The 11,835-nt window shown below is 67.0% G+C and carries 12 protein-coding genes; 8 read left to right on the plus strand and 4 right to left on the minus strand.

Translation table 11 applies throughout. The features are described 5' to 3' along the window. Nucleotides 1-7: 7 nt before the first annotated feature. Both ABMA10_RS10860 and pknB read right to left on the minus strand, forming a co-directional pair. A complete protein-coding gene (locus tag ABMA10_RS10860) occupies nt 8-466 on the minus strand; it encodes a helix-turn-helix transcriptional regulator (protein WP_347866625.1) in 459 nt (152 codons plus the stop codon). An 87-nt stretch (nt 467-553) separates the two neighbouring features. Further along, complete coding sequence (gene pknB, locus ABMA10_RS10865; RefSeq protein WP_414693591.1) at nt 554-2,473, minus strand: Stk1 family PASTA domain-containing Ser/Thr kinase; 1,920 nt, start codon at nt 2,471-2,473, stop codon at nt 554-556. 143 nt (nt 2,474-2,616) lie between these two features. On the opposite strand from pknB, the gene ABMA10_RS10870 reads away from it, so the two are divergent. After that, nucleotides 2,617-2,958, plus strand: a complete 342-nt coding sequence (locus ABMA10_RS10870; protein ID WP_347866623.1) for an Rv2175c family DNA-binding protein — start codon at nt 2,617-2,619, stop codon at nt 2,956-2,958. A 104-nt stretch (nt 2,959-3,062) separates the two neighbouring features. Here the strand turns inward: ABMA10_RS10870 and ABMA10_RS10875 are convergent, their stop codons facing one another. Then, the gene (locus ABMA10_RS10875; RefSeq protein WP_347866622.1) at nt 3,063-3,686 is read right to left on the minus strand and encodes a TetR/AcrR family transcriptional regulator; all 624 of its coding nucleotides are present in this window, start codon (nt 3,684-3,686) and stop codon (nt 3,063-3,065) included. A 71-nt stretch (nt 3,687-3,757) separates the two neighbouring features. On the opposite strand from ABMA10_RS10875, the gene ABMA10_RS10880 reads away from it, so the two are divergent. Next, nucleotides 3,758-4,342, plus strand: coding sequence for a dihydrofolate reductase family protein (locus ABMA10_RS10880; protein WP_347866621.1), 585 nt, complete (start codon nt 3,758-3,760; stop codon nt 4,340-4,342). A gap of 154 nt (nt 4,343-4,496) precedes the next feature. On the opposite strand, the gene ABMA10_RS10885 is transcribed toward ABMA10_RS10880, so the two are convergent. Then, a complete protein-coding gene (locus ABMA10_RS10885; RefSeq protein ID WP_347866620.1) occupies nt 4,497-5,597 on the minus strand; it encodes a polyprenyl synthetase family protein in 1,101 nt (366 codons plus the stop codon). Nucleotides 5,598-5,672: 75 nt separating this feature from the next. Between ABMA10_RS10885 and ABMA10_RS10890 the strand changes: the two genes are divergently transcribed. From ABMA10_RS10890 to ABMA10_RS10915, 6 genes are all read left to right on the plus strand, one after another. Beyond that, entirely contained in the window at nt 5,673-6,047 is a 375-nt protein-coding gene (locus ABMA10_RS10890; RefSeq protein ID WP_347866619.1) for a DUF3040 domain-containing protein, read from the plus strand. Between the two features lie 289 nt (nt 6,048-6,336). Continuing rightward, entirely contained in the window at nt 6,337-6,768 is a 432-nt protein-coding gene (gene mraZ / locus ABMA10_RS10895) for a division/cell wall cluster transcriptional repressor MraZ (RefSeq protein ID WP_064297003.1), read from the plus strand. Nucleotides 6,769-6,873: 105 nt separating this feature from the next. Then, complete coding sequence (gene rsmH / locus ABMA10_RS10900) at nt 6,874-7,827, plus strand: 16S rRNA (cytosine(1402)-N(4))-methyltransferase RsmH (protein ID WP_347866618.1); 954 nt, start codon at nt 6,874-6,876, stop codon at nt 7,825-7,827. Then, the gene (locus ABMA10_RS10905; protein ID WP_347866617.1) at nt 7,824-8,417 is read left to right on the plus strand and encodes a hypothetical protein; all 594 of its coding nucleotides are present in this window, start codon (nt 7,824-7,826) and stop codon (nt 8,415-8,417) included. The genes rsmH and ABMA10_RS10905 overlap by 4 nt, the downstream gene beginning before the upstream one ends. A 73-nt stretch (nt 8,418-8,490) precedes the next feature. Then, complete coding sequence (locus ABMA10_RS10910; protein ID WP_347866616.1) at nt 8,491-10,263, plus strand: peptidoglycan D,D-transpeptidase FtsI family protein; 1,773 nt, start codon at nt 8,491-8,493, stop codon at nt 10,261-10,263. A 26-nt stretch (nt 10,264-10,289) separates the two neighbouring features. Further along, nucleotides 10,290-11,834, plus strand: a complete 1,545-nt coding sequence (locus ABMA10_RS10915) for a Mur ligase family protein (RefSeq protein ID WP_431031495.1) — start codon at nt 10,290-10,292, stop codon at nt 11,832-11,834. Nucleotide 11,835: the final 1 nt, after the last annotated feature.

The raw sequence follows: 11,835 nt of genomic DNA on the forward strand, positions 1-11,835 counted from the left end.
GACGACGTTACGCCGTCGCCGCTCCGGTCGCTTCTCGGATCCTGCTCGATGCTCCCTGTCCTGCGACTGGTCGATGCGCCGGGCGGGTGGTGACCTTCGCGACGCAGTTCGGCATGGCTTCGACCGCATGGTGCTCGCGGCGCCGATACGCACTCGGCGTCTCGCCGGTGATCGCGGCGAACGCGGTGCTGAAGGAGCCGAGCGAGGTTGCTCCGACGGCGATGCAGGCGTCCGTGACGCTGGTGCCCGCTCGAAGCAGCGCCATCGATCGTTCGATCCTGCGTGTCATGAGGTACCCGTAGGGCGTCTCGCCGTAGATGGTACGGAACCGGCGGGAGAAGTGCGCGGGAGACATCAGCGCTTTCGCCGCCATCGTCGGGACGTCGAGCGGTTGCGCGTACTCACGGTCGATGAGATCGCGCGCGCGGCGCAGGTGCGCGATCTCCGCCAGCTCCTCAGAGGTCATGCGGTGATCGTACCAGCGCTCGTGCACCGCCGTGTCGGCCACCACTCCTGGCCTCCCTGAGCGGTTACAACCCGAAGTCGGGAGCGGCTACAACCCGAAGTCGGTGATGTTGATGGTCGAGCCCTTCTTGACCGACTTCCCGGCCTCGGGGTCCGTCTTCTTGACCTTGAAGATATCTCGGAACGCCTCAGCCACGGCGATGTCGCCGACGGTGAACCCGGCGTTCTGCAGGGTGGTGATCGCCGCATTGATCGTCTGGCCCGTGGTGTCCGGGACCGCCACCAGCTCCACACCCTTCGACACGATGAGTGTCACGTCGTCGCCGGGGATGAACGCCGCCTCGTTACCGTCGGCGTCGGTCTTCGCCTGGATGCCGATGACCTGCCCGGCCGGGATGGTGTCGTCGAAGGCCTCTGTCGAGGTCTCCACACCCAGACCGACGGCGTCGAGAGCTGTACCGGCCTGATCGGGGGTCATACCGGAGACGTCGGGCACCTGGCCGGCCGAGACCAGCAAGGTCACGGTCGATCCCTCGAACGACGGGCCGCCCTGACCGTAGTCGGCTCCCGACGTCGAGTCGGAGGCGGCGAGCACGATGTCTTTCGCCACACTCGGGTCGAACTGCTGGTTCACGGTGCCGACGCGGACGCCGATCGCCTTCAACCGTTGTTCGGCGTCCGTCTGCGAGAGTCCGGCGAGCACAGGGATGTCGACCGGCTGCGGGCCCTGCGACACGAGGACGGTCACGGTGCTGCCCTTGTCGATGCGGGTGCCTCCGGGCGGATCGGTGGCTGCCACCGTCCCCGCTGCGACGGTCAGGCTGAACGTGGCGCCCTGAGCCGGCACGAACCCGAGTTCGGTGAGCTGGGCGGCGGCCTGGTCGTACGTGCCCGCTGCGATCTTCGGTACCTCGACGAGTGATCCGGGTCCTTGGCCGAAATACCACCCGGTGCCGCCGGCGAGGGCGGCGAGCATGAGCACGATCGTGAACAGGGCGACGCCGACGCGACGACGCTTGCGGGCTTTGGTCGCAAGTTTGCCCGGTCCATCGGTGGCCTTCGGGTCCGCGGCGATCTTCTGCGGTTTCGTGCCGCGACCGATCACCTGCGTCGCATCGTCGGCGTTCTCGGTCGTGTACGAGGCCGGCATGACGATCGTCGGCTGTGCGCCGGTCGCCACCGAGGTGAAGCCGAGATTGGACTCGATCGAGCGGAGTCGCTCGAGCATCGCGCCGGCGTTCGCAGGCCGGTCGTCCGGCTCACGCTCGGTGGCCCAGAAGACGAGGTCGTCGAGTTCCTTCGGCACGACCGGGTTCTTCGCGCTCGGTGCCGGAACCGACTCGTTCGCGTGCTGGTACGCGATCTGCATGGGCTGTTCACCCTTGTACGGCTGCTCGCCGGTGAGCATCTCGTAGAGCATGATGCCCAGCGCGTAGATGTCGCTGCGCGCGTCGGCCTGTCCGCGGGTGACGAGTTCGGGGGAGAGGTACGCGATCGTGCCGAGCAGAGCTTGGCCGGTCGCCGTGTTCGCACTGGCCGCCCGGGCGAGACCGAAGTCGCCGATCTTGATCCGGCCGTCGTCGGCCAGGAGGACGTTCTCGGGTTTGACGTCGCGGTGCACGATGCCGGCGCGGTGCGCCGCAGCGAGGCCGGACAGCACCGCGTCGAGGATGTCGGCGGCCTGGCGCGGCGTGAGGGTGCCGTTGTCACGGATGAGGTCGCGCAGCGTGATCCCCGGCAGATGCTCCATGACGAGGTACGCCATGTCCGAGTCCTGACCCTGGTCGAAGACGCTGACGACGTGCGGGTTGGCGAGGCGTGCCGCCGAACGGGCCTCTTGGATGAAGCGGTTCTTGAACGTCGTGTCGTCGGAGAGATGGCCGTGCATCACCTTGATCGCGACGCGGCGCTCGAGCCTCTGGTCGGTCGCGAGGTACACCGTCGCCATGCCGCCCCTGGCGATGCGTGAGCGCACCTGGTATCTCCCGTCGAGGAGACGGCCGATCATCGGATCGGTCTGCTGATTGCTGCTCACCAGTCGAGTGTATGGAACGCGGACGGTGATGAGCTGCCAACACCCCGGGTGGGCGGCGAGGAGCATGGATCGTTACCCGAACGCGATCGGAGGGGCGTTGTGGCAGACTGCTCTGCGTGACTGAGCAGAATTCCGAACTCGTGTGGTTCACCCTTCCCGATCTGGCGACCGAGCTCGGCGTCCAGATCCGCCGTGTCCGTCAGTACTTGGAGGAGCGGGACCTCCTCGCCGTCCGGCGCGACGGCGTCGTGCAGATCCCGTCCTCGTTCATCCAGGACGGCGGGCCGGTGCACAATCTGCGCGGCACCCTCATGCTCCTCGCCGACAACGGCTTCGACGACGAGGCTGCGATGGTGTGGATGCTCGAGGACGACGAGGCGATCGGCACCTCGCCTATTCAGGCGCTCCGCGAGGGGCGTCGTTCCGAGGTCCGTCGTGTCGCACAGGCGCTCGGCTGAGCCGTCGACGGGACGAGCTGAGCCGCCGATGAGCTGAGGCGTCGATTGTCTGAACAGCGGGCCGGCCGAGTCGATGAGGATCGCGGAGCCCCTTCGCCGTCGGTCTAGGTGCTGCTGCCCAGGAGGTTGTCGACGCGCGCTCGTCGGGGCTGAGAGCGGGATGACTGAAGTATGCGGTCGACGAGTTCGTGAATGGCAGCGTCGACAGACAACCCCGTGTCGAGTGGCGCGGTGAGGTGGTCGAGCATCAGTCCGTCGATGGCGTAGTGAAACAGGGCGATCTCGGTTCGTCCACCGGGCAGGCCAGAAGCGTCGTTGAATGCGACATCCTCCTGGAATGCTCGCTGTCGCCACGCTCCGAGCGTCGAGGCGATTGCGGGGCGTCGAGCAGCCTCTAGCCGCAGCTCGAAGAGGGCAAGCGAAACGTGCGGGTCATCGCTGAGTCGTCGCACGACGTCTCGTAGGTAGTCGGCAAAGAGCGCGCGGTCGGGAGACCGGGCGCCATGGGACGGAACGATCTCGGGATCGGGTGTGAGTCGCTCGCCGATGCGGTCAACGAGTGCGGAGATGAGATCGTCGCGGGGCGGGAAGTAATTCGACGCGGTGCCGCGTGGTGTGCCGGCTGCGGCGTCTACAGCTCGGTGGGTGAGACCGCGTGCTCCCTCTTGAGCGAGCACGCGGATCCCGGCGTCGGCGAGAGCAAAGCGTCGTTCGTCGTTGCGGGCCATGTCGCCCATGCTAGCCAAACCACGACTGCTGCTGTAGTTTAACTACGACAAATGTCGTGATTGGAGACGTCATGCGAGAACTCGTCTACTACGTCGCCGTCAGCATCGACGGGTATATTGCCGACCCGACAGGCGGGTTCGATGCGTTCCTTGTCGAAGGCGACCATGCGTCGGTGGTGTTCGGCGAGTACGCAGATGCGTTACCCGCGCATGCACATGCAGCGCTGGGCATCGAACCTCCGAGAACGCGATTCGATACGGTGATCATGGGGTGGAACACGCTCACCCCCGCCCTCGACATCGGCGTCACTAGCCCCTACCCCCACCTGCGCCAGATCGTCGCGAGTCGCCACCCGCGCGACGTCGACCCGGCGATCATCCTCACGGACGATCCGCTCGCCGCGGTCCGCGGCCTGAAGCGAGAGGATGGTCTGGACGTCTGGCTGTGCGGTGGTGGCGAGCTTGCGGGCACGCTTCTGTCGGAGATCGATCACCTCGTCATCAAACGCAACCCCGTCGTCTTCGGCTCCGGCATCTCGATGTTCGGCGGTGCCCCCTACGAGCCGTCCGCGTTCGCTCTGACCAAAACCCGCTCATTCGAGTCGGGTGTCGTGATCGAGGAGTACGTCTCCAGGAGCAGAGCAGGAGTACCGTGATCGTGCACGGACCCCCGCGCGAAGGCCACCGCACCCTAACGCTCCGATGACGCTCGAAGCTCGTCGCCGGCTGCTCGAGCGGCGTCGCGCACGATGGTCAAGCTCCCGCGACGGCAGCGCCCGCTGCTGTCGACAACGTCCTGGCTTCATGCATCTAGGTGTCGCGCCGTGCCACCGCCACAGCGAGCCCTCGCAGGTGCGCGCGGGCGTCGTCGTTGATCGGCGCCTCGCCGAGCGCCGTGAGTGCCCGTGCGACATGGTCCTGGATGAGCTTCTCCACCTTGTCGACCGCGCCACTGTCTTGAATGGTCGCCTGGAGGAGGCCGATCTGATCGTCGTCGAGATCCGGGTCTCCGAGCATCTCGTCGAGGATGGTGCGTGCCCCGGGCTGCAGCGCCTCCCGGGTGAGCGCGATGAGGATGGTCCGCTTGCCCTCGCGGAGGTCGTCGCCGCTCGGTTTGCCGGTCACGGCAGGATCGCCGTAGACGCCGAGGAGGTCGTCGCGAAGCTGGAAGGCGATCCCCAGCGGGAGCCCGTAGCTGCGGAGTGATGCGAGCTGCTGTTCGTTGGCACCGCCGAGCAGTGCCCCGAGCGCGAGCGGCGACTCGATGCTGTACTTGGCTGACTTGAAGATCAGGACGCGTTCGGCGCGGCTGCGGTGCTCGTCCTCAGCGGCGTCACGCCAGGCTCGTTCCTCGAGGATGTCGAGGTACTGACCGGCAGTCACCTCCGTCCGCATGCGGTTGAACTCGGTGCGGGCGGCGCGGGCGGCCCGGCGGTCGTCCATGAGGTACAGGCCGTCGTCGAGCATCTCGTCGCTCCAACCGAGCAACAGGTCGCCCAAGAGGGTGGCCGCGCCGGTGCCGAACGTCGTCGGATCGCCCTCCCAGCGGCCGCGGCGGTGCAGATCAGCGAACGAGACGTGTGCGGACGGAGCCCCGCGCCGGGTGTCGGAGTTGTCGATGATGTCGTCGTGGACGAGCGCCGCAGCGTGGAAGAGTTCGAGCGCTCCGCACGCGGAGACGACGGTTTCGAGGCTGCTGTGGCCACTCGCATGTCGCCCGGCGGAGACCGCCTGCCAGCCCCGGAAGCAGAACTGCGCCCGGAACCGTTTTCCAGCGCTGAGAAATTCCCGGGAGAAGTCGACAAACGGGGAGAGCTCCGGTCCGATCTGAGCGACAATGGAGCTGCGCGAAGAGAGAAAGTCGGTGAGCCCGCGGCCTACCATGGTGGCGAGTTCAGTGCTTTCGATCACGCACCTAGCCTAGTCATGCTTCGGTGACTAGACTTGATCAACTACGTCGCGTCGTGTGACCTTGAGGGGAATCAGATGCCACTTTCAGAGCAGGAGCAACGGCTCCTCGATGAGATGGAACGCCACCTCTACCGCAGCGATGCCGATTTCGTGTCCAAGGTCAGTGCCGGCGCAGGTAAGCCGAGCTATCGCGGAATCGCTCTCGGCTCTCTCATCGCTGTGGTCGGAGCGATCGGCCTCGTGCTCGGGGTCGTGATCCAGCAGCCGATCGTCGGCCTGCTCGGCTTCGCGGTGATGCTCACGGGCGTCCTCGTCGCAACCAAGCCGACCCGAGCACCGCTCGAGGCGCCGCGTCCGCGCCAGGCGGCTCCCGCTGGCCAGAAGTCGTCGAGACTCATGGACCGCTTCAACGACCGCTGGGACAAGCGCCAGTCCGGCGACCAGCAATAGCGCACCACCACCTGACTCCACTTCGCTCGCCGACGGCATCGTCGCTGCGGGAGCGCCAACGGGGCCGATCTTCGGATCGGCCCCGTTTTGTCGTCTCCGGCCCTCCCCAGCGCTCCTGATTCCGCTCTGAATCCTCCATTTCCCTCCACCCCGAGAATCTCCGGATTTTCGGGGTTTTTTTATTGGCATTGCGGCCCAGAATGGAGGAATGTGCTGGGTTTGTGGCGCAAAGTGGAGTAAAGTGGAGTCCAACCAAGATGTTGGCCGGAACGATTGGGGGTGGGGACGCATGTTCCTCGGTAGTCACGCCCCCAAACTCGATGAAAAAGGCCGCATCATCCTGCCGGCCAAGTTCCGCGATGAACTCTCCGGCGGGGTCGTCATGACCAGGGGCCAGGAGCACTGCATCTACGTCTTCAGCACGCGCGAGTTCGAAGCGCTCCACGAGAAGATCCGCCAGGCACCGGTCACGAGCAAGCAGGCCCGTGACTACCTGCGTGTGTTCCTCTCGGGAGCGAGCGCCGAAACCCCTGACAAGCAGCACCGCGTGACCATCCCGTCCAACCTGCGCCAGTACGCCGGGCTCAGCCGCGACCTCGTGGTCATCGGTGCCGGTAGCCGCGCGGAGATCTGGGATGCCGAGGCCTGGGAGTCCTACCTCGCCGAACAGGAGAGCGTCTTCTCCGAGACCGCCGAGGAGGTGATTCCCGGACTCTTCTAGCGCCCTGCCCTCTGACTCCCAGCCGTCCCTCGCCCTGACACACTTCCCCGGTGCCAGGTCGGAACGGATGGGGATCAGGGGACAGGGACCGTCCGGACAACGCATATGGCCATCAACGACATTCACACACCGGTGCTCCTGCAGCGCTGCATCGACCTCCTCGAACCGGCGATCTCGCATGAGGGGGCCGTCCTGATCGACGCCACGCTCGGCATGGCCGGTCACGCCGAGGCGATGCTCGAGCGTTTCCCCGGACTCACACTCATCGGACTCGACCGCGACCTGGACGCGCTGACGATCGCCGAGGAGCGTCTCGCGAGGTTCGGGACGCGCGCCCGGTTCGTCAAGGCGGTCTACGACGACATCGACGAGGCGGCGGAAGAACTCGGGTTCCCGCAGGTCGACGGCATCCTCTTCGACCTCGGCGTCTCCTCGCTCCAGCTCGACCGCACCGAGCGCGGCTTCTCCTACTCCCAGGACGCACCGCTCGACATGCGCATGGACGCCTCGAGCGAGTTGACCGCTGAGACGATCCTCGCCACCTACGACGAGGTCGCGCTCCGGAAGATCTTCTGGGAGTACGGCGACGAGAAGCTCGCGCAGCGCTACGCCAGACGCATCGTGGAGGAGCGCCAGAAGCAGCCCCTCACGAGCTCCGGTCAGCTCGTCGACCTCATCGACCGCGCCACCCCCGCAGCCGCCCGCCGCACCGGTCACCCCGCTAAGCGGGTGTTCCAGGCGCTCCGTATCGAGGTCAACGCGGAGCTGTCGGTCCTCGAGGCCGCAGTGCCCCGCGCACTCGATCTGCTCCGGGTGGGCGGACGGGTCGTCTTCCTCGCATACCAGTCGCTCGAGGACAAGATCGTCAAGCGCGAACTGCAGGTCAGGTCGAAGTCCACGACGCCACCCGGCCTCCCGATCGAACTGCCGGAACACAGCGCGGAGTTGAGACTCCTCGTGAAGGGCGCCGAACTCGCCACGGAAGCGGAGATCGACGAGAACCCGAGAGCGAAACCCGTGCGGCTCCGTGCGGCTGAACGGCTGAGGAGGCCAGCATGAGCGGAGCGACCGCGGCACTCGATCTCGCACCCGACCGATTCGGGCGTGCCAAGCCGCGTCCAGAGCGCCTCGCACCTGAACGCCGTCACATCAGGGCGGTCCTCCCCGGAGCGCTCGCGAAGACGCGGCCCCGACCGCTCTACGCCGTGATCGTCGTCGGTGCGGTCATCGCGATCGTCTCGGGGCAGTTGCTCCTGAGCGTCGGTCTCAGCCAGGGCGCGTACCAGATCCAACAGCTCGAAGGCCAGCAGGTCGAACTCGGCCGCACCTCGGCGGCTCTCGCCGAGGACCTCGACCGGCTCGCGTCGCCGCAGTACCTCGCCGTCAACGCGCAGGCACTCGGCATGGTCGGCAACTCCCTGCCGAGCTACCTCAGGCTCTCGGACGGTGCAGTACTGGGCACCCCGACACCGGCTGCAGCGAGCACCAGCCCGATCTTCGGCGCGACGCTCGTCCCGAACGCGCAGACTGCGACGATTCCGCTGGTAGGTGGCCAGAACCCTGCTGCGGCGGACGGCGCGTCGAGCCCGGATGCGGGCACGACGCCCGTACCGTTGCAGGACGGGCTGCCGTCGCCGACCACGCGATGACCGCCCGATTCCGGACATCAGGGAGCGCGCTCGAACGGAGCGCAGCGCCAGGGGAGGACGCGGTGGAGGCACCATGGTGAGGCACACGAAGACCACCCGCCGTCGCCTCGCCTTCACGATCGTCGCGGTCTCGATCGTCATGACCCTGTTCGTCATGCGTCTGGTCGACATCCAGGTCGTCCGAGCGAGCGCACTCAGCGCAGAGTCGCTCGAGAAGACCGAGACGGGCGACACGATCCTCGCGACGCGTGGCAGCATCCTCGCCTCCGACGGCTCCGTGCTGGCCGAAGCGGTCATGCGGTACACCGTGCAGGTCTCGCCGAAGGATGCCGGCGAGTTCGAACGCGACGTCGACGGCACCGAGCAGACGATCACGCTTGACCAGGCGACCAACGAGATCGGCGCGATCGTCGGCAAAGCGGGGCCCGAGGTGCTCGCGCTGATCACCGACGCGCTGGCCGCAGACAAGGACTCGCTCTACGCGCTCATCGCGAAGAACCTGACCCTCGACCAGCTGCGCGCACTCAAGGCGCTCGAGATCCCGTGGACGACGTTCAGTGAATCGCCCTCGCGCGTCTACCCGAACGGTGCCGTCGCCGGCAACATCGTCGGGTTCGTCGGTGAGGAGGGCGAGGCACAGGCCGGTGTCGAACTCATGGACGACTCCTGCCTCGCGGGTGAGAACGGGCGTACCACCTACGAGAAGGGCAGCGGCGGACTGCCGCTCCCCGGCACGACGGTCACGCAGTCGGCGAAGGATGGCGGCGACGTCGTCCTCACCATCGACAAGGACATCCAGTGGTTCTCGCAGCAGTCGCTGGCCGCGCAGGCGCAGGCAGTCGGTGCGAGCTGGGGCATCGTGACGGTCATGGAGGTCTCGACCGGCAAGCTGCTCGCCGTCGCCGAGTACCCGGCAGTCGACCCCGGCAACGTCAGTGCGACCGCTGCTGAGGACCGAGGCTCGCGTGCCTTCGCCGCACCGTTCGAGCCCGGCTCGACGTACAAGTCACTCACCGCTGCCGCGCTCATCGATCAGGGCGTCGTGAGCCCGAACTCGCAGGTCGTCGCGCCGTTCCGGTACCTGCCGTCGAACGGTGCAGACATCAACGACAGCGAGTTCCACGACGACATGAACCTCACGTTGTCCGGCGTGATGGTGCAGTCCTCGAACACGGGCATGTCGCAGTTCGGCGAGAAGCTCGACGCTGACACCCGGTACGCCTACTTCCAGAAGTTCGGTCAGCTCCAGAAGTCGGAGGTCGGCTTCCCGAGCGAGTCCGGCGGCATCATGGCGGATGCAGCCGACTGGGACAACCAGACCACCTACGCGACCATGTTCGGGCAGGGTTTCTCGACGACCGCGATCCAGGGCGCGAGCCTGTACCAGACCATCGCCAACGGTGGCGTCCGCATGCCGGTGCAACTCGTCGAAGGCTGCAAGCACGCCGACGGGACGGTGACCGACGTCCCTGATGCCACCGGGACGCGCGTCGTGTCCGCCGACGCCGCCAAGCAGGTGAGCGACATGCTGGAGATGGTCGACCAGGAGAGCTGGGTGGCCGCGAACGTGGACGTGCCGGGCTACCGGGTGGCCATGAAGACCGGTACGGCTCAGCAGCCGGATGGCGAAGGCGGCTACAGCTCGAGCTACCTGGTCTCGATGGCCGGCTTCGCTCCCGCCGAGGCTCCGCAGTTCGTCGTTTCGGTGAACCTGGCCGACCCGGTTAAGATGAATTCATCGGCTGCGGTCGCTCCCATCTTCCGGGACGTGACCACCCAAGTGCTGAAGAGCAGGGGAGTGCAGCCCTCGACGGAGCCGGCACCGAACCTGCCGCTCGATTTTTGAACGACCTCATGAAGGATGGGCTCAGCGTGAACAATCAGGGCCCGATCAGCCTCAGGCCGGAGCATCCGCAGCGGCGGGCGCTCTCGCAGCTGGTGACCGAATTCGACCTCGATCTGCACGGCTCAGCCGATGGTGTGGAGATCAGCGGCGTTAGCCTGAGCTCCGGCTCGGTGGAGCCAGGCGACCTCTACATCGGGATGCCCGGTGTCCGTGCCCACGGGGCGGCCTACGCGGTGCAGGCGAAGGAGCGCGGCGCAGTCGCTGTCCTGACCGACGTCGCGGGGCGTGTGCTGGCCGAACCCGCCGGACTCCCGATCATCGTCGTGCCGGAGCCGCGTGCCGCTCTTGGCCACCTCGCTGCCTGGGTCTACCGGACCGCTGAGGAACCACCGACGCTGTTCGGCGTCACGGGCACCAACGGCAAGACCAGCGTGGTGTACCTGCTGAGCGGGATCCTCGCCCAGTTGGGGATCGTCTCAGGACTCAGTTCCACCGCCGAGCGCCGGATCGGCGAGCTCGCGGTGACCAGCTCGCTGACGACGCCCGAGGCGAGCGAGCTGCACGCGCTCCTCGCCCGCATGCGTGAGTCGGAGGTCCGAGCCGTCGCTATCGAGGTGTCCGCGCAGGCGCTCTCCCGGCATCGAGTCGACGGTCTCGTGTTCGACGTCGTGGGGTTCACCAACCTCAGTCACGACCACTTCGACGACTACGGCGACTTCGACGAGTACTTCGCGGCGAAGCGAGGACTCTTCGAGCCCGACCGGGCCCGGCGCGGTGTCGTCACCGTCGATTCCGAGTGGGGTGCTCGACTCGTCGAGGAGAGCCGCATCCCCGTCACCACGCTGACCACGCGCGCCGAGGTCGCGGCCGACTGGCGCATGACCATGGTCGAGGAGGCCGCGGGTTCCACGACGTTCCGGCTTGAGGGGCCCGAGGACCGGGTCCTGGTCACGCGGGTGCCGTTGCTCGGTTGGTTCATGGCAGCGAACGCCGCGCTCGCGATCGTGATGCTCGTCGAGTCGGGCGTCGAGTTCGACATGATCGCCCAGTCGCTGGAGCGCGACGGCGGGATCGACGCGTACATCCCCGGCCGTGCCGAACGGATCAGCGGCGATCGAGGTCCCGTCGTCTACATCGACTACGGTCACAGCCCCGACGCCTTCCTGAACACCCTCGCGGCGATCCGTGCCGTCACTCCCGGGCGGGTGATCATGGTGTTCGGCGCCGACGGCGACCGCGACACCACGAAGCGCGCGGACATGGGCGCGATCGCCGCCCGCGGAGCGGACGTCGTGGTCATCACGGACTTCCATCCACGGAGCGAGGACCCGGCGTCGATCCGACGCGTCCTCCTCGACGCCGCCCGCGATGCCGTGCCCGACGGCGAACTGCTCGAGGTGGCTGATCCCGCCACCGCGTTCCGCACCGCCCTCTCGCTTGCGTCCACCGGCGACTCGATCCTGTACGCCGGGCCCGGCCACGAGGACTACCACGAGGTCGCCGGCGTGAAGATCCCGTACTCGGCACGAGACGACTCCCGGGTCGCCCTCCGGGAAGCCGGCTGGCTCTGAT

Source organism: Plantibacter sp. RU18, from assembly GCF_050613355.1.
In the GTDB taxonomy this organism is placed as follows: Bacteria; Actinomycetota; Actinomycetes; order Actinomycetales; family Microbacteriaceae; genus Plantibacter.